Annotated in this window: 31 protein-coding genes; 4 read left to right on the forward strand and 27 right to left on the reverse strand. The window is 38.2% G+C overall.

Going from position 1 to position 16,712, the window contains the following annotated elements:
- Positions 1 to 147: 147 nt before the first annotated feature.
- Positions 148 to 606, forward strand: a complete 459-nt coding sequence (locus tag GYA49_00945) for a hypothetical protein (protein NMC35590.1) — start codon at positions 148 to 150, stop codon at positions 604 to 606.
- A 76-nt stretch (positions 607 to 682) separates the two neighbouring features.
- Here the strand turns inward: GYA49_00945 and GYA49_00950 are convergent, their stop codons facing one another.
- Entirely contained in the window at positions 683 to 892 is a 210-nt protein-coding gene (locus GYA49_00950) for a hypothetical protein (protein ID NMC35591.1), read from the reverse strand.
- Positions 893 to 1,010: 118 nt separating this feature from the next.
- Between GYA49_00950 and GYA49_00955 the strand changes: the two genes are divergently transcribed.
- Positions 1,011 to 1,979 (forward strand): pantetheine-phosphate adenylyltransferase, encoded by a 969-nt coding sequence (locus GYA49_00955; protein ID NMC35592.1) that lies wholly within the window; start codon positions 1,011 to 1,013, stop codon positions 1,977 to 1,979.
- Here the strand turns inward: GYA49_00955 and GYA49_00960 are convergent.
- From GYA49_00960 to GYA49_01030, 15 genes are all read right to left on the reverse strand, one after another.
- On the reverse strand, positions 1,976 to 2,167 hold the full coding sequence (locus tag GYA49_00960) for a hypothetical protein (GenBank protein ID NMC35593.1): 192 nt from the start codon (positions 2,165 to 2,167) through the stop codon (positions 1,976 to 1,978). The two genes, GYA49_00955 and GYA49_00960, sit on opposite strands and share 4 nt — an antisense overlap.
- Before the next feature lie 432 nt (positions 2,168 to 2,599).
- The gene (rpsI, locus tag GYA49_00965; protein NMC35594.1) at positions 2,600 to 3,031 is read right to left on the reverse strand and encodes a 30S ribosomal protein S9; all 432 of its coding nucleotides are present in this window, start codon (positions 3,029 to 3,031) and stop codon (positions 2,600 to 2,602) included.
- Between the two features lies 1 nt (position 3,032).
- A complete protein-coding gene (rplM, locus tag GYA49_00970; GenBank protein ID NMC35595.1) occupies positions 3,033 to 3,449 on the reverse strand; it encodes a 50S ribosomal protein L13 in 417 nt (138 codons plus the stop codon).
- A 5-nt stretch (positions 3,450 to 3,454) separates the two neighbouring features.
- Positions 3,455 to 3,910, reverse strand: coding sequence for a 50S ribosomal protein L17 (gene rplQ, locus GYA49_00975; GenBank protein NMC35596.1), 456 nt, complete (start codon positions 3,908 to 3,910; stop codon positions 3,455 to 3,457).
- A gap of 3 nt (positions 3,911 to 3,913) precedes the next feature.
- The gene (locus GYA49_00980; protein ID NMC35597.1) at positions 3,914 to 4,834 is read right to left on the reverse strand and encodes a DNA-directed RNA polymerase subunit alpha; all 921 of its coding nucleotides are present in this window, start codon (positions 4,832 to 4,834) and stop codon (positions 3,914 to 3,916) included.
- A gap of 57 nt (positions 4,835 to 4,891) precedes the next feature.
- Complete coding sequence (gene rpsD / locus GYA49_00985; protein ID NMC35598.1) at positions 4,892 to 5,503, reverse strand: 30S ribosomal protein S4; 612 nt, start codon at positions 5,501 to 5,503, stop codon at positions 4,892 to 4,894.
- A 22-nt stretch (positions 5,504 to 5,525) separates the two neighbouring features.
- A complete protein-coding gene (rpsK, locus tag GYA49_00990; protein ID NMC35599.1) occupies positions 5,526 to 5,903 on the reverse strand; it encodes a 30S ribosomal protein S11 in 378 nt (125 codons plus the stop codon).
- A gap of 13 nt (positions 5,904 to 5,916) precedes the next feature.
- Positions 5,917 to 6,318 (reverse strand): 30S ribosomal protein S13, encoded by a 402-nt coding sequence (gene rpsM, locus GYA49_00995; protein NMC35600.1) that lies wholly within the window; start codon positions 6,316 to 6,318, stop codon positions 5,917 to 5,919.
- Between the two features lie 5 nt (positions 6,319 to 6,323).
- The gene (gene rpmJ / locus GYA49_01000; protein NMC35601.1) at positions 6,324 to 6,440 is read right to left on the reverse strand and encodes a 50S ribosomal protein L36; all 117 of its coding nucleotides are present in this window, start codon (positions 6,438 to 6,440) and stop codon (positions 6,324 to 6,326) included.
- A gap of 36 nt (positions 6,441 to 6,476) precedes the next feature.
- Entirely contained in the window at positions 6,477 to 6,698 is a 222-nt protein-coding gene (infA, locus tag GYA49_01005) for a translation initiation factor IF-1 (GenBank protein ID NMC35602.1), read from the reverse strand.
- Between the two features lie 59 nt (positions 6,699 to 6,757).
- The gene (gene map, locus GYA49_01010) at positions 6,758 to 7,516 is read right to left on the reverse strand and encodes a type I methionyl aminopeptidase (protein NMC35603.1); all 759 of its coding nucleotides are present in this window, start codon (positions 7,514 to 7,516) and stop codon (positions 6,758 to 6,760) included.
- Positions 7,506 to 8,222: a (d)CMP kinase gene (locus GYA49_01015; protein NMC35604.1), complete on the reverse strand. Its 717-nt coding sequence runs from the start codon at positions 8,220 to 8,222 to the stop codon at positions 7,506 to 7,508. The genes map and GYA49_01015 overlap by 11 nt, the downstream gene beginning before the upstream one ends.
- The gene (locus GYA49_01020) at positions 8,194 to 8,793 is read right to left on the reverse strand and encodes a nucleoside monophosphate kinase (protein NMC35605.1); all 600 of its coding nucleotides are present in this window, start codon (positions 8,791 to 8,793) and stop codon (positions 8,194 to 8,196) included. The genes GYA49_01015 and GYA49_01020 overlap by 29 nt, the downstream gene beginning before the upstream one ends.
- A 79-nt stretch (positions 8,794 to 8,872) precedes the next feature.
- Positions 8,873 to 10,162, reverse strand: coding sequence for a preprotein translocase subunit SecY (secY, locus tag GYA49_01025; GenBank protein ID NMC35606.1), 1,290 nt, complete (start codon positions 10,160 to 10,162; stop codon positions 8,873 to 8,875).
- 167 nt (positions 10,163 to 10,329) lie between these two features.
- Positions 10,330 to 10,941, reverse strand: coding sequence for a hypothetical protein (locus GYA49_01030; protein ID NMC35607.1), 612 nt, complete (start codon positions 10,939 to 10,941; stop codon positions 10,330 to 10,332).
- A gap of 79 nt (positions 10,942 to 11,020) precedes the next feature.
- Between GYA49_01030 and GYA49_01035 the strand changes: the two genes are divergently transcribed.
- Entirely contained in the window at positions 11,021 to 11,776 is a 756-nt protein-coding gene (locus tag GYA49_01035; protein ID NMC35608.1) for an HAD family phosphatase, read from the forward strand.
- Between the two features lie 52 nt (positions 11,777 to 11,828).
- The gene (locus tag GYA49_01040; protein ID NMC35609.1) at positions 11,829 to 12,212 is read left to right on the forward strand and encodes a hypothetical protein; all 384 of its coding nucleotides are present in this window, start codon (positions 11,829 to 11,831) and stop codon (positions 12,210 to 12,212) included.
- A 52-nt stretch (positions 12,213 to 12,264) separates the two neighbouring features.
- Here GYA49_01040 and GYA49_01045 read toward each other — a convergent pair whose 3' ends face one another.
- Genes GYA49_01045 through rpmC form a run of 11 tightly spaced genes read right to left on the reverse strand, consistent with a single transcriptional unit; the run spans position 12,265 to position 16,712 of the window.
- Positions 12,265 to 12,687 carry a hypothetical protein gene (locus tag GYA49_01045; protein ID NMC35610.1) on the reverse strand — a complete coding sequence of 141 codons (423 nt, stop codon included), beginning with the start codon at positions 12,685 to 12,687 and terminating at the stop codon, positions 12,265 to 12,267.
- A 9-nt stretch (positions 12,688 to 12,696) separates the two neighbouring features.
- Entirely contained in the window at positions 12,697 to 13,314 is a 618-nt protein-coding gene (gene rpsE, locus GYA49_01050) for a 30S ribosomal protein S5 (protein NMC35611.1), read from the reverse strand.
- Positions 13,315 to 13,330: 16 nt separating this feature from the next.
- A complete protein-coding gene (locus tag GYA49_01055) occupies positions 13,331 to 13,669 on the reverse strand; it encodes a 50S ribosomal protein L18 (GenBank protein ID NMC35612.1) in 339 nt (112 codons plus the stop codon).
- A 5-nt stretch (positions 13,670 to 13,674) separates the two neighbouring features.
- A complete protein-coding gene (rplF, locus tag GYA49_01060; GenBank protein ID NMC35613.1) occupies positions 13,675 to 14,223 on the reverse strand; it encodes a 50S ribosomal protein L6 in 549 nt (182 codons plus the stop codon).
- A gap of 7 nt (positions 14,224 to 14,230) precedes the next feature.
- Positions 14,231 to 14,626 carry a 30S ribosomal protein S8 gene (gene rpsH, locus GYA49_01065; protein NMC35614.1) on the reverse strand — a complete coding sequence of 132 codons (396 nt, stop codon included), beginning with the start codon at positions 14,624 to 14,626 and terminating at the stop codon, positions 14,231 to 14,233.
- Positions 14,627 to 14,652: 26 nt separating this feature from the next.
- Positions 14,653 to 14,841 (reverse strand): type Z 30S ribosomal protein S14, encoded by a 189-nt coding sequence (locus tag GYA49_01070; protein NMC35615.1) that lies wholly within the window; start codon positions 14,839 to 14,841, stop codon positions 14,653 to 14,655.
- Between the two features lies 1 nt (position 14,842).
- Complete coding sequence (rplE, locus tag GYA49_01075; protein ID NMC35616.1) at positions 14,843 to 15,394, reverse strand: 50S ribosomal protein L5; 552 nt, start codon at positions 15,392 to 15,394, stop codon at positions 14,843 to 14,845.
- Positions 15,395 to 15,404: 10 nt separating this feature from the next.
- Positions 15,405 to 15,746, reverse strand: coding sequence for a 50S ribosomal protein L24 (gene rplX, locus GYA49_01080; GenBank protein NMC35617.1), 342 nt, complete (start codon positions 15,744 to 15,746; stop codon positions 15,405 to 15,407).
- 6 nt (positions 15,747 to 15,752) lie between these two features.
- Positions 15,753 to 16,127: a 50S ribosomal protein L14 gene (rplN, locus tag GYA49_01085; protein ID NMC35618.1), complete on the reverse strand. Its 375-nt coding sequence runs from the start codon at positions 16,125 to 16,127 to the stop codon at positions 15,753 to 15,755.
- Positions 16,128 to 16,130: 3 nt separating this feature from the next.
- Entirely contained in the window at positions 16,131 to 16,487 is a 357-nt protein-coding gene (gene rpsQ / locus GYA49_01090; protein NMC35619.1) for a 30S ribosomal protein S17, read from the reverse strand.
- A 9-nt stretch (positions 16,488 to 16,496) separates the two neighbouring features.
- Positions 16,497 to 16,712 (reverse strand): 50S ribosomal protein L29, encoded by a 216-nt coding sequence (gene rpmC / locus GYA49_01095; protein ID NMC35620.1) that lies wholly within the window; start codon positions 16,710 to 16,712, stop codon positions 16,497 to 16,499.

Genomic DNA, 16,712 nt, shown 5'->3' on the forward strand with positions numbered 1-16,712 from the left:
ATGAATACTAGATGGTAAAGCAACCTATGCTTGGTATGAGCACCCATCCAATATTTGAGTCCCATACCAGAAATTATGCCAGAACTAATCTTTCACCTCTAGTCTAAAGACTAGGGATTAATGAGCGGTATCATTTAATTCGTCTACATGGATCAAAATATCAAATTTCCAACTCTTGAAGAAATTAAAACATTTTTGAGTAATTATGGCTGGAATTATAAAGAAACTAATGCTGATGGTAAAACTGTTCTTTTATCTCCTTTAACATTGGAAGGAAAAGCCAAAGCCATTTTATTAAGTTTTCGGACCGAAGGTGAATTTGTTATGGTAAATAGTGTTGGCTTATTAAAACAAGTGCCAGCTAATTATTGCCAGTCCCTTTTGGACTTAAATGACAAACTAAAACTTACCAAGATCTTTATAACTAAACAGAGTGAGCCAGGCAAAATTGATGCTGATATGGGATTTGAGCTTTGGGATGGAGCTTGGAATCAAGATACTTTTTTTGCATTTCTAGATATGTTAACACTTGGTATTCATAAAGTACTTAATACTTTGGATTATGAAAAGGTTCCTTACAAAACTAGTTTTGTCACATATATCTAATTAATTGCTCTAAAAACCGTAGCACCAGTATTCAACTGGTACTACGGTTAAATTTTTCTGTTGGCTGGAATTTATTCTAATTTGGAGGCGGTGCATGACAAGTGGCTATATCATCGTCCATCATAGTTCCGGCTCCATCAACCTGGCTTGTTAAAACTTCACCTCCTGAAAATTGTTGCTCAATTTGATCCTGATTATGACCATAAATTGGCGCTGAAAAAGCAACAACTGCAAAAGTAACCATGAATAGGAGAGAAAAAGCGGTTAGTAAAGATGGGGTTGGCATATGTGCCTCCTTTTTTTGATTTGTTAATAACTCATACTATACAACTATGAGTATGAAGAGGGTGTGAAATTAAAATTAGTTTTTAGTTAAAAATAGATGTAGGATACAATAAACTATTATGAATAAGTACCAGTTCGCTGCTTTAGGCGGCACTTTTGACCATCTTCACAAAGGCCATCAAACTTTGCTTACTCATGCTTTTTCAGTGGCTGAAAAGGTAGCAATTGGGATTACCAGAAATGGTATGAATAGCCATAAAGATTTAGCCTTTGCTATCCAAGATTTTGAGCTACGCAAGGCCGATATTGAAGCTTTTGCCAATGAGCGAGGCTGGCAAAATCGTTTTAATATAGTCGAATTACATGATATGTATGGTCCGACACTCGATGGTGAACAGATCGACTGTTTGGTCGTCAGCCCTTTGACAAAACCAGGAGCTGAAGCTATCAATCAAAAACGGCAAGAATTAGATAAACCGGTCTTACCTATTGAAGTTTGCCATCTGGAAGAAAGTAGTGATGGCCAACATATCAGCTCAACCAGAATTCGCGAAGGCGAAATTGATCGTGATGGTTTTGTGTATAGGCAGATATTTGACCATGATTTAGCTATGAGTGATATGCAAAAACAAATTTTAAAAGAACCATTGGGAGAACTGATACGAAACCCTGATTTAGAACAAATTGCTAGCAAGCTTGATACCAGACAACTTAATGTAGCTATTGGTGATATTTCTTCGCTCTATGCTCATCAAAATAATTTGCCTGTTCAGGTATATGTGTTTGATAAGCGTGAACAGCGTCAAAACCTAGAAACTTCAGTCGATAATTTTCTGCAAAGTCCAAATTTGATCACCTGCCAAAATCCTGCCGGTACTATCTCTCAAGAACTAGTTTCAGCTTTGCAAAGTGGTTTAACACATCGCCAACATCTCAAAATTGATGGCGAAGAGGATTTAGCACTTTTGCCGGCAATTTTATTTCTACCTCTTGGCAGCACTATTCTCTACGGCCAACCCAATCAGGGTATTGTCCTTGTTACCGTAACTGAAGAAAAGAAACAATGGTGCAAAGAGCTCTTGATTTAGATTAGATCATTTAATATTAAAATAGCATCTGGACACTGCGTTAAAGCTTCTGCCATAGCTATGACGTCACACCCTTCTTCTCCTCTATGATTTCTTTGACTTGTTTCAAAAGCTTCATTCCATCGAGCAATAACTTCTTCAATCCCAGCTTTTGGTCTTCGTTCTGCTACTTGGTCTGGTCCCATCATACTTTCCTCCTTTTAAAAATAAAAAACCGCTTCCTTCTGGAAGCGGCTTGGGTTTATAAATTTTAAAAACCAAAACTAAGCGCTTCCAAATAAGCGGCTAAAAAAATAAAAATAAAACCAATTTAGATTTATAATCATAAAACGATTCTTGCCTTCATAAGAATGACAAACACTAAAGTCACGTGTCATTCTGAGTCCCAATGAAAATTGGGGCGAAGAATCTTTCTTTTAAATTTTAGATCCTTCACTTCGTTCAGGATGACAAATGCTTACTAAAAAACCCTCTGCTTGAGAGGGTTTTATTTTTTTACTTTTTGCAATCCACTAACCTCTCAAACAAACTTTGGGTTCATCCAAAAATAAAAAAAGCTAAAGGTTTGAGAGTTTGTAATCATATAATTATTCTAAACAAGAATACTGCCTTTGTAAACTTTACCGTCTCGGAGATTGCTTCTTAGCTCGAGCTTTTCCACCCATACCAGCTTTGCGGCGTTCTTTAGCCCGAGGATCTCGGGTTAATAAACCTCGTTTTTTCAAAATTGGGTGATATTTTTCCGGATCAATTTTATCAATAGCTCGAGCCATACCATGTACAATAGCTCCTAATTGGCTATTTTTACCAGAACCGTTCACTTTGATTGAAATAGCATGTTTGCCAATCAAATTACAAGTTCGCAATGGTTCAGCATACATTGATTTAGCAATTTCTCCAGGAAAATATTCTTCAATTCGTTTGCCATTGACTTCAATCTCACCTTTTTTGGTCAGATACAGACGAACTCGAGCAGTGGCTTCTTTGCGTCGGCCAACTGCAGCCACGTAATCTTTTTTAACTATTTTTGGTTTAGCGATGGTATCAGCCATATTATTTTTCTAATTTATCAGCATAAGGATGCTTATCATCAACAAAAATTCTAAGCCTCTTCATGCGGTCTTTTTTAAGTTTGTTTTTAGGTAACATGCCGGAAATAGCATGTTCGATAATTTTTCTTGGATCTTTAACCATTTGTTGGGTGTAGTTAACTTCTTTGAAACCACCGGGAAAGCCACTATGACTGTAGTACATTTTTTGTTTAGCTTTTCGTCCAGTCACCTCAACTTTAGCAGCATTAATAGCTACTACATAATCTCCACAATCAACATGAGCATTAAAACAAGATTTGTGTTTACCAATCAACAGTTCGGCAATTTGCGTTGAAGCTCGACCTAAAACTTGATGTTTTAGATCAATAACATGCCAAGTGCGTTTGATATCAGTTTTTTTAGTCGCAGTTGTAGTCATATGTTTTATTTTTTCTTTGATTCAGCTTTGTCGGTTTTTTTGACAGGTTTTTTAGCTATCTTTTTTTCTTCTTTAGCTTTTTGAGCCTGTTCTTGAATCAGCTCTTTTACAACCGGTAGTTCAAGTTTAATCATCATAGTGTTGTCACCGCGACGAGTTCCTTGACGAACCATAGTTACAAACCCACCTGGAGCATCAGCTAGTTTTGGGGCAATATGATCCATCATTTGCTTGACAGCCTGAGGATTACCCAGTTGAGCAATCAGTTGACGTCTGATATGAAGGGTATTTTCCTTGGCTTTAACCAAGAGTTTTTGGGTCACATTGCGAATTAGCTTAGCTTTAGCTTCAGTTGTAACCATGCTTCCTTGTAGAACCAACTGGCTTACCATGGTTTTAACAAGTTGTTTGCGATGATTGGTGTCTCGGTTTAGTTTTAAACCAGATACTTGATGTCTCATACCTTACTCAGCAGCAACGCTGATTCCTTTTTCAACTAATTTTTCAACTACAATATCAACCGATTTACCGCCAAGATTTTTGACTTTGGCAATTTCATCTTTACTAGCCTTAGATAAATCTTTAACGGTTTCAAAACCGCCTTTGCGCAGAGCATTGGCAATTCTGGTAGGTAAATCCAGCTCTTCAACAGTTAGTCTCATGACTTCTTGTTCATGAGGATCAATTTCCTCTTTTTCTTCTTTTTCTGGTAAAACTGGATCGACGATTTGGTTAAAATAGCTGATTAAGGTTTTAGCAGCTGAAACCACAGCATCCTGAGGTTTGACTGTACCATCAGTCCAAATGTCCAACAGTAAATTGTCAAAGTCAGTTCGTTGTCCGACCCGGGTTTCTTTAACATCATACTTAACCCGTAAAATCGGTGAATAAGCTGTATCCAAAGGAATTACGCCAACTGTTGAAGTACGGCGTTCTTCAGCTAATTTGTAGCCATAGCCGGATTCGACAGTAATAATAGCTTTAAGTTTGGCTTTGGCATCTGATAAATGAGCTAAAACCAATTCTGGATTTAAGATTTCGACTCCAGCTGGAGCTTCAATAGCTGCAGCGGTAATCTCTTTTTTGCCTGAAACTTCTAAGCGTAACTCGACTGGCTCATCACCTTCGTATTTAATCCGAAGCTGTTTTAGTTGTAAACAAAACTCGACTACATCTTCTTTCATGCCTGAAAGGGTACTAAAACGATGTTTGACTCCGTCAATTTTGACTGAAGCAGCAGCAGCCCCTTTGATAGAGGTCAGTAGAGTTCGGCGTAGAGCATTACCTAAAGTATGACCATAGCCTTGTTCCAATGGTTCAATCGAAAGCTTGGCATAGCCATCTTTCTCTTCAAGAGTTTCGATTTTAAATTGTGGTTGCAACATAGTGCCTCCTTTTCCTGCTCACTCCACAATAGTGGAATATCCCGCAGGCTTAATTTATTAACGAGAATAATACTCAACGATTAATTGTTCAGAAATATCTGAATCCATTTCATTCCGTTCCGGCTCTCTGACAATTTTACCAACTGCAGCTTTACGCTCCATCCATTTGGGTATTTGATATTTTTTATTTTCCAATAATGTTTTAACTACTGGAGTTTCCAATAGTTTATTGACTAAAGTCACGGTATCACCTGTTTTGACTTGATAAGATGGAATATCAACTTTTTTACCATTTACTAAAACATGGCCATGAGTCACAAACTGGCGGGCTGCAGTTCGGGTTGGGGCTAATCCAGCTCGGAAAATAGCATTATCTAATCTCAGCTCTAAAAGCTGAAGCAAGCGGGTACCAGTAGCTTTAGGATTTTTGCGAGCTTCTTCAAAGTAACGACGGAATTGACGCTCTAAAACTCCATACGTCCAGCGGACTTTTTGTTTTTCTTTAAGCTGTAAACTATAGTCAGATGGCTTACCGCGTCGACCCTTTGGTCCATGCTGTCCAGGAGGAACTTGCAGGCGGCGATCCAGTTTGGCTGCATTAGTTTTAAGACCTAATTCTCGGCCTAAGCTACGAGCTAATCGATTTTTTGGTCCAGTATATCTTGCCATAATTTTCTATGATAACTATTTATTAGGCTCGGCGTCTTTTCTTGGGTCGACAGCCATTGTGAGGAATTGGGGTCACATCAGCAATCATGCTGACTTTGACACCGCTACTACGCAAAACTCGCAGAGCTGCATCTCGACCTACACCAGGGCCTTTAATAAAGACTTTAACTTGTTTTAAACCCATTTGCTTGGCTTCTTGAATGACTTTATCAATTGCAGTAGTAGCTGCATATGGAGTAGATTTTCGGGAACCTTTAAAACCACTGCTACCACTAGAACCCCAACATAGCGCATCACCCTCTTCGTTAGTCACCATAACCAACGTATTATTGAAGGTAGCGGTCACATAGACGCGACCATTAGTTACTTGTTTGTTTTTAGCTTTACTTACTGTTGCCATAGCACATTAAATTTTAACTTTTTTTAGCTTCATCTAATTTTTGAGCCATTTCTTTGGTTAGGGCTCCTACTGTCATTCTGCGACCTCTACGAGTCCGAGCGTTTACTCTGGTCCGTTGACCTCGAGCTGGCAGTCTAGCTGCGTGACGCATACCTCGATAACTTCGAATTTGTTTAAGTCGTTGAATGTTTTCGCCTACAATTTTACGTAAAGCTCCTTCAACCGGCATGGTTTCTAGAGCTTTAACAATTCGGGACACTTCTTGATCGGTCAAATCTTTAGCCCGTTTATCTCCATCCACATTGGCTAATTTTAAAATTTGAGCTACATTAGAACGCCCAATCCCATAAATATAGGTTAGGGCTATTTCGGTTCGTTTTTGTTCTGGTATATCAACTCCGGCAATTCTTGGCATAGGTTTTATCCTTGACGTTGTTTATGACGTTTATTACGTTTACAAATAACCGTCAGTCGTCCACGACGACGAACGATTTTACACTCCCGACAAATTTTTTTAACACTAGCTTGTACTTTCATAATATCTTACCTTTGCTAATTACAAATAGTGGGAAATTACTTGCTTCTAAAGACTATTCTCCCCTTATTTTCATCGTATGGAGTAAACTCAACTTTGACCCGATCACCTGGTAAAACTCGAATTTTATACATTCTCATTTTGCCAGATAAAGTACATAGAACCACCCGTTCATCTTCGTCTAATTTTACTCTAAAGGTTGTATTTGGCAGGGCTTCAACGACCTCTCCCTCTTTTGTTTCAAAGTTTTGTTTCCCCATAGTTACAGAGGTGAATTATATCAAAAAAAAGCTCGTTAGCAAAGTGCATTTTTTTGGTTTTAAGGTGTTAGAATCAAATAACCATCGTCAGTTACGGCGATGGTCTTTTCAAAGACAGCAGCAATTTTACCATCAGCAGTGGAAATTGTCCATCCGTCTTCTTTTGATGTTTTATTTTGATAGGTTCCTTGAGCATAAATGACCTCTATAGCCAAAGTCATCCCTGCCTTAATTAAAGGGGTTTGATCAATATCCTGAACTAAAATACAGGGAATTTGGGGGTATTCATGTAGCGTCCGACCCACTCCATGACCTGTCAGATTACGGGAACAGCTATAGCCCTGACCTTCTACTATATCTTCAATCACCTGAGAAATGTGTCCAATGCGGTTGCCAGGTTTGACTTGAGCAATAGCTTTTTCTAAGGCTTTTTGACCGGTTTGCAAAAAGTGGTCAATTTCTTTATTATGTTGAGGTTCAACCTGAAAAGTAGTCGACATATCGGTATGAAAACCTTTGTAGTACATGCCGATATCTATTGAAACGACATCTTCTGGCCGCAGCTGATACTGATTGGGAATACCGTGCACAATGCCGTCATTAATATTAATACAGGTTGCCCAATCATAGCCAGGCACCATGGCAAAACCAGCCTTACCCCCTTCTTCGGCAATTAGTTTTTGGGCTAAGTTTTCAATCTCCAAAAGAGTTTTGCCTGTGGTACTAAAAGGAATAAGTCGCTCTAAAACTGAAGACAGCTTATAACCACACTCACGCATGGCTTCTATTTCGGCTTTGGTCTTTAAATCAGCTTTCATATGCTATCAGATTCTTTTCTTTCAATTTATCACAGATTAGTTCGATAACTTGAGAAATACTTAAATCAGTAGTATCAAGATACCAAGCATCCGAGGCTTGGACAAGTGGATCAGCTGCCCGATGACTGTCTTGATAATCTCGTTCTTCGGTTTCAGCAATCACTTCGTCAAGGGTTTTTGGATAACCTTTTTTAACCAAATCCTCTAACCGACGCTGTGCTCGAATCTTGACATCAGCGGTCATAAAAATTTTAAGGTCTGCCTTAGGCAGTACCACGGTAGTAATATCCCGACCTTCCATAATCACCGCGTGATCATCAGCCATTCGTTGCTGCTGTGTAACCAGTTCAGCCCGGATTTTTGGGTGTACAGCAACTTGCGAAGACCCAGCACTAGCTTCAGGAGTAAATAGCGCTTCGGTTACATCCTGGTCATCAATCAAGACAGTGCAAACCCGATCTTCCTGATCAGTGGGTTTTAGTTTAATTGTGACTTTTTGGAGTAAATCTAAAATAGCATCTTCATTTTCTAAAGGAACACCAGCTTGTAAACCCAGGTAAGCCACCGCCCGGTACATGGCACCGGTATAAACATAGACAATGCCGAGTTTTTTGGATAGCAAATTGGCCACAATACTTTTACCAGCCCCAACCGGTCCATCAATTGCAATCTGCAGATTACTCTTTAGTAGCTGTACCATTGTCATATTTCTGGGCTAGCTTGACTAGATCTTCATGAATTTCTTCAATACTACGTTCGCCATCAACTTCATGAAGGATATCTTTACCTTTGTAAAACTCCAGCACGTCTTTTTCTTCGGCTTTGTAACGGCGCAACCGTTCTCTGATGTTTTCTGGCGAATCAGCTAATGAGCCATCAGGATTACGACGGCCACGTTTGAGTAAACGTTTGATTGATTCTTTTTCCCGAACTTTAAGATAAATAACCAAAGTAGCTTCTTTTTTATATTTAGACAATTTGTCATCTAAAAACAAAGCTTGGGTCATGTTGCGAGGAAAACCTTCAATTACAAAACCTTTATCCACATCCGGTTCTTTAAACCGTTGCTTCCACATCACAAACATTTCGCTATCAGCAATATAGTGACCTTTTTGTAAACCGTCTCGGCAGATTTGACCAATAATCCCTTTATCCTCTTTAGCATACTTACGAACCAAATCACCAGAGCCTAATTTAGTTAAATCTAGTTTATCAGCCAGCATGACACATTGCGTGCTTTTGCCAGAACCTTCAGGACCATAAATGATAATAAACATATGACTTTCATCATCCTGAGTATATCGCAGGTCCCATAAAGGGATTCTGAAACAAGTTCAGAATGACAAGAACAAGTACTTAATAAATAAACTTGTCGTAATTACGCATCACCAACTGAGCTTGTAAACTCTTGCTGGTTTCTAAAATTACTGATACTACGATTAAGATTCCGGTTCCGCCAATCGCCAAGGTATTGATTTGAGTTAGTTCCCGGGCAATTGAGGGCAAAATCGCAATGGCTCCCAAAAATAGCGCTCCAGCCAAAGTAATTCGGGTTAGTACTCGATTGAGATAAGTAGAGGTTGGTTGACCTGGTCTGATCCCAGGGATAAACCCACCTTGTTTTTTAATATCATCGGCAATTTTATTGGGATTAAAAGTAATGGCTGTATAAAAATAGGTAAAAACCACTACCAGCAAAAAGTAGAGCAAGTTGTACCACAAACCACTGGGATTAAAAATAGTATTTAAAGTTATGCCAAAATTACTCAAACCTTGGTTTGAAAGCGTCTGGAGGTAACGGCCAATAAATGAAGGCACTAAAACCAAGGAAATAGCAAAGATGATCGGGATCACCCCAGCTTGATTGACCCGTAGCGGAATATGGGATTCGACACTCCCGATGCCACTTTGACCCCTAATTCTCCTAGCATAAGAAATGGTGATTTTACGAGTAGCTTCATTGACTACTACAATCCCGGCAATAACTAAAATGGCCATGGCTGCAAAAATCACAATATTCATAAAATTAAAAGTCTCAGCTACAGACAGAGTTTGAAATAAAGATACTGGCAGACGACCCACGATCCCGGCAAAAATCAGCAGGGAAATACCATTGCCAATTCCGAACTCGGTGATCAGTTCTCCCAACCACATCAGCAAAACCGTTCCGGCTACCATAGTAATTACCATAGCCGTAATTCCAATTGGGTTAATCTGGGTAATAATGGGAGGCTGCTGTGAGCGCAAAATCGCAATCATGGAAATAGATTGGAAAATTGCCAAAGGAATCGTCAAAAACCGAGTATACATATTGATCTTTTCCCGACCATAATCCCCTTCTTTGGATAGCTCTTCCAGCTTAGGGATAACGATTGTCAGTAGATTTAAAATAATCGAGGCATTAATGTATGGCCCCAACCCTAAAGCCAAAATTGAAAAATTACCCAAAGTTCCCCCTGAGAAAATATCCAAAAGTCCCAATAGCTGATTGCTATTAAACAGAGCTTTTAGAGCATCGGTATCCACTCCTGGTAAAGGAATGTGGGCTACAAAACGGAAAATGACAAAAATAACTAAGGTAAATAAAAGCTTGTTACGAAGCTCTTTGGCATTAAAAACTGATCGGATAAGTTCAGCAATGTTCATGTAAGCACAAACTAAAAAACTGCTTATATTAAAGACTAAGCAGCGTATTTATTTAGGCAACTTATTGTAGCAAAGGAAAGAGGAAATACCAAATTAGGAGATCAAGATAACAAACTGTCTTAGAACAGGTTGCAAATCTGCTCTGGTTGGTAAAGAGGTCTGTGTAATCATTTGATATTTTCCGCTAATGCTTCTTGAGATGCCCAAAGTCCAATAAATTTTGGAGTTTCATTGAAGAACTGGAAGACATATACTGCACGAATAGCTCCTTCTTGGATGTTTAGCTTACTCTTCAAGTCTTTAATGTCAAAACTTTTTGTATTAGTCTCCTGCCCCCTCATTTGAGGGACAATAATAAGCCCTACCTGACTGGAGCGGTATTTATTCGCTTTTTCATTGATGAATGCTGCAAGTTTTTCGTTAGCCCTATCTAAGGATGTAGAATAAAATCTCTTTATTTGAAACGGATAAGCATACCCTTCAAGTTTATCAGCACTTACTGGAGCCAATGCAAAATCCACAGGCGTATCTTCTTCATTATATGTTGTAAGGATTTCTCGTAACTGTTCCAGACTAGGTGTAAAGCGGTTGGGAAAGTTGTGCCTCTTGCTATTTTGTTCAAAGGTAATAACAAACTGTTGGTTTAGTTTTTCTTCAAAGTATTCCTTAGCATGAACACTAATGGCAAATTCATAATCCTTTGAGTGTACCCCTCTCCCATACTGTTTTAAATACTGTTTGAGAATTTCTGCGTTTAAGAAAAAGATGTTATGTTTCATTATTCAATTATCAAGATTTTAGCATTTTTTTTCTGTTTCAAAGCAAATCCTGCTCAAACAAACATGTTACAATCTTCCTATGTCAAAATATAAAGCTATTGTTTCAGATATTGATGGAACTTTGACACAAATTAACCCAAATGCTTTACCTTCTGAAAAAGTAGCTGAAAGTATAAAGTCACTTTCAGAAAAAGGTTTTACATTTTCTTTCGCCACTGGCCGACCATTTTTTCTAGTTGAGTATTTGGTAAATCACTTGGGAACTCTGGGCCCATGTATCGTTGACAATGGTGCTGTCATTGTAGATAGCAAAAATGGCAATATTTTATGGGAAGCGATTTTATCTCCCCAAAAAGCTAACCAAATTTTAAAATTAAGTAAAGATTGCCAGATGGTAAGAGCTTCGTGCGATATAGGAGGTATAGACAATCCTAAAACAATTCCAAGTCATGCTAAGGTCCGAAAAATTTCAATTCACGATATTGATTATGATTTAGCCGAACAGCTAATAAACGCTGTTACAGAAACGGTTTCTGATGTAGCTGCGGTTAAAGCTGCTTCTTATCAAAGTGATCATTTGACAGATGTGTATTTTTCAAATATCAAAGCTACTAAACAATATGCAGTTTTTGAGCTAGCCAAACTTTTACATATTTCTCCAAAAGAAATTATTGGTATTGGTGATGGCTATAATGATTTTCCTCTACTTATGGCTTGTGGTTTAAAAGTAGCTATGGGCAATGCCGTCGATGAACTTAAAGAAATAGCTGATGAAATAGCTCCATCAGTAAATGAAGACGGATTGGCTTTTATCATTGAAAAATATTTTTTATAGTTTCTTCTTCTGAGCCACTTACAATCTGTTCAGAAATGGTATTATTGATACTATGGAAATACCTGGATGGACAAAAGACGATATTTTAAGAGTAGAACAGTTAAACAAAAAGCACGGAGATAATCATTTGCCTAAAACCAAACCCGAAGATGATAGTCCAACTTGGTGGTTTTATGAAAGGTTTATTCATATTTTTGAAGGCGATACGGATTTTAGTTTTGATGATTTTGAAGAACAAGATTTTAGAAGTATTGATTGGCAAGAGTTAAAAATTGTAGTTCAAAAACTTAATGGTGAAGAAGCAGAGGAATATGATGAAGAAAATTCTAGTGAAAATCAAAAGAAATCAAATATGCAACTTGTGAGAGATTTTCTTATAGATAGGTTTGGTAAAGATTTTGATATTCCAGATCCAGAAGAAATGTTTCAATCTTAAAGTAAAAAGGTGATGGCAAAAAGATTCTAAAACAGGTTTAAAATGACAAACCTTATGCTTGAAGCGCTTTGATAGCCGCTTTGGAAGCTGGAACTTTGAGAATTAGTTTGACTCCCGGATCTTTGTCAAACAAAATTTTGACGGTTTTAGTTTTTTCCGGAATCAATTTTTTCTTGGTCAAAGCTTTGAGATCTACTTCATCTCCAGCTTTAAAAACAGATAAGCTGGAACTTTGGATCAGTACTGGTTTTTCATTAAATGATTTCAGCCGGTTTTTACCCCGTAACCATGGCGTCCGGCGGAAAAAGTCTTTATTGGTTTTAGTTCCTTCAAATAGCAATTTGGCTGTAGTTCGGGATTTCTGGCCTTTTTGACCTCGGGAGGAAGTATGGCCACCTTTACCACTACCATAACCTCGACCAAGTCGTTTTTTGCCTCTACTAACTGATGCTGGTAATTGATCTAATGTCACCATAGGTATTATTTATTTAGTCTTTTGTTTAATTTCTTTTTTGACTGTCTTTTTAATCTCTTTTTTAAAAACTGGTTTAGTAGCTACAGGTTTCTTAATTTCAGCTTTTTTCTCTGGTTTTGCTTCAGTTGGTTTAGTGACTTTGACTTTTTTCAGTTGAGCTAAAGCTTCAAAGGTAGCATAAACATTGGAAGCTTTATTGGCTGTTCCCATACATTTGGTCACAATATTTTGGACTCCAAAAGCTTCAACCACAGCCCGGACTGGACCACCAGCAATCACGCCAGTACCTTCTGGAGCGGGTTTAAGTAAAACGACCGCTGCACCACGTTTGTGATAGACCTGATGAGCAATAGTATTAGCTCCAACCAAATCAATTGAGACCATGTTTTTCTTGCCTTTTTTAACCGATTTTCTAATAGAGTTTAAAACGTCTGGAGCTTTGCTAAATCCAATCCCAGCCTTACCTTTGTGATCACCAATCACCACTAGGCTGGTAAAACTAATATTATTACCACCTTTAGTCTTTTTAGAAACCCGTTTGATTTGGATGATTTTTTCATCAAATTCTTTTTCTTCCGGTTTCTGATGTGGATCTTGGTTGCGACGTTGTTGTCCTTTTGGGTTCATCATAGGTATGTATTTGTTAGATTACTAATTTAGCAGCTCGAGCACCTTCACAGACGGCTTTAACCCGACCATGAAATTTGTAAGCTCCTCGATCAAAAACTGCTTGCTTGATTTTAAGCTCTACTGCTTTTTTACCGATTTCTTCACCAACTGCCTGAGCTTTTTCAGTTTTAGTCCCTTTCTTAGCTTTGGCATCTGAAGCCGTAGCTAAAGTTTTACCTTTTTGATCAATAAGTTGAGCGTAGATGTGTTTACCAGAACGAAAGACAGTTAAATGAGCTCGATCACTAGTTTGGGCAATTTTAGCTCGATTTCTCATTTGGCGTTTAGCTCGTATTTGATTAATTTTTTTCATATAGCTTAGGCTGCATCACCTTTACTGGTCTTACCAGCTTTCTTGATAATTTGTTCATTTTCATAGCGGATACCTTTACCTTTATATGGTTCAGGTGGGCGTTTGGCTCGAATATTGGCAGCCACTTGACCGACTAAGTGTTTGTTGCAACCGGAAACCACAATGGTATCTTGGCCGTCAACTGAGAAAGTAATCCCTTCAACTGGCTCAATATCAATCGGATGAGAAAAACCCAAAGAAATCTGTAATTTACTACCCTGTTGAGCTACCCGATATCCAGTTCCAATCAGTTTTAACGTTTTTTGATATCCCTGAGCTGCACCAATAACGGCATTGTTGATCAAATTTCTGGTTGTCCCATGTAAAGCCTTGATGGCTTTAGCATCATTTTTGCGAGTAACTACTACTTCTTTGTCAGCTACCGTTACTGTAACGCCATGTTGAATTTTGACTCTGTTTTCGCCTTTAGGACCTTTGGCTACCAACTCTCGATCTTCAAGAGCAACAGTTACGCCTTCAGGAATTGATACTGGTTGTTTACCTATTCTTGACATATTATGTTTACCAAACTTGACACACAATTTCTCCACCTAAACCTTGCTTACGAGCCTGCTTATCAGTCATAACTCCTTTTGAGTTGGAAATAATAGCAATCCCTAGACCAGACAACACGTGCGGCAACTTGCTTTTAGACTGATACACTCGGCGACCAGCTTTAGAGATTCGGATCATTTTAGTAATAGCTGGTTTACCTTGTTTGTATAAAAGTTCTACTACCAAAGTTTTCTTTTTATTCTCTTCTTGAACAGAAACTTCTTTAAGATATTGACTCTCCTTTAAAACCTCAGCAATAGCGGTTTTTAACTTGGAGTGAGGTATGACTACCTGTCCAGCCTTTGCCATATAGCCGTTTCTGATTCTGGTAAGCATGTCTGCGATTGGATCTGAATACATAATCTTTTTTAAGTATTAATTTCTAATAATTACCAACTAGCTTTGGTTACACCTGGTAACTCGCCTCTGTGAGCCCGCTCTCTAAAACACAAACGGCATAGTCCAAACATCCGGATATAACCTCTAGGTCGACCACATAATTGGCAGCGGTTACGTTTGCGGTTGGCAAACTTAGGTTTCTTTTCTAAATCTTTAACAAATTTTGCTGTGGTTGACATATTAGTTCTCCTCTTTCTTTTCAAATGGCATGCCTAAGTATTTTAGTAATAAATAAGCTTCGTCCCGATTTTTGGCAGTGGTAGTAATCGTAATTTGCAGTCCTCGAACCCGATCGATTGTATCATAAACTACCTCTGGAAAGACAATTTGTTCCGAAAGACCCAAATTGTAGTTGCCTTGAGTGTCAAAAGCTTTAAGACTAACACCCTGGAAATCCCGTAACCGCGGCAAGACAATGGAGCAGAGTTTGTCATAAAATTCATACATTCGTTCTCCTCGTAGGGTAGCTTTGATTCCAACAGCATCACCCTCACGAACACCAAAATCAGCAATCGATTTTTTAGCTTTTCTAAATTGAGGTCTTTGACCAGCGATTTGAGTCATATAAGCCATAATCTTTTCTTGAATTTGCTTATCCTTGGATGCATCACCCATTCCCATATTGACTACAATTTTAGCCAGTCTGGGTACAGCCATATTATTGGCAATCTCAAGCTCTTTTTTGAGCTGTGGTAAAATTTCCTTCTGGTATTTTTCTTGTAATCTATTCATAGGTTAAAACTTACTTTTTATCTTCTTTTTTAAATTCCAAAACAGCTTTGCATTTTTTACAAATTCGCTGTTTTTCTTTACCTTCACCTTCAAAAGCAATTCTGGTTCGTTTCTTACAAGCTGGACAAACTACTTGCACATTGGCAATACTCATAGGTCGATTGACAGTGATAATACCACCTTGCTGATTACCCCGAGGCTTAACGTGCTTTTTGACCATGTTAATATTTTCCACTAAAACCTGGCCTTTGTTGGCTATGACTTTTTCAATAGATCCAGTTTTACCTTGGTCTTTACCTTTGGTAACTGCAATTCTGTCTCCGACTCGTAGTTTAGTGTTTGTTTGTTTCATAGGTTTTTATAAAACTTCAGGTGCTAAGGATGCAATTTTGGCAAAACCGGCATCTTTAACTTCTCTGGCAATTGGCCCAAAAATTCTGGTTGCAATCGGATTTTTGGAAGTTAAACTTTCAATTACCACAGCTGCATTTTCATCAAAACGAATATAAGAACCATCATTACGTCTGATTTCTTTTTTGGTCCGGACAATCACAGCCTTGACCTTATCGCCATCTTTAACTGCTCCAGTTGCATCAGCTTTGATGACGCTGGCAGTTACAATATCAGCTACATAGCCAAAACGGCGTTTGCTGCCACCATGAACAAGCATGACTCTGAGTTTTTTAGCTCCTGAGTTATCGGCAACTTGTAGGACGGTTCGTAGTTGTATCATATATTAATCTTTTTTAACAGTTTCTTTTTTAGTTTCAGCTAGAGTTGGTTTTGAGGGTTTTTCCTCAACGAGTTTTTTATCTTCTTCTTGAGCAGCTTGTTTAGTCGTTTGTTCAAGTACTTTCTTACTACCACCAGCTACAATTTCGATTACTTTCCAAGTTTTATTTTTACTGACCGGTCTGGTTTCTCCAATAACAACAGTGGTTCCCAGGTCAATAATTTTATCAGTGTGAGCCAGTAAGGTCTTACTTCGCTTGATTTGTTTTCTATACATCGGATGCATCCATAATCGGTCAATCTGAACTTTCACCGTTTTTTCCATTTTATTTGAAACGACAATTCCAGTTATTGTTTTCATACATTACTCCTATTTACCAGGCTCAGCTTCCTGCTGACGTTTAGTTAAGATAGTTTTAATAAAAGCCATTTCGTGCCGTAGCAGCTTAATCTGATGAACATTTTTCAAAGTTCCCATAGCTAAACTCATTTTGGCATCAACCAATTCTTTAGTAATTTCAGTCAGACGTTTGCTTAGTTCACCAATACTCATCTCTCTAATAGTTTGCTTGCGATCTTTTTTCAT

The organism is Candidatus Beckwithbacteria bacterium (assembly GCA_012797845.1).
GTDB lineage: Bacteria > Patescibacteriota > Microgenomatia > UBA1400 > UBA1449 > JAAZOH01.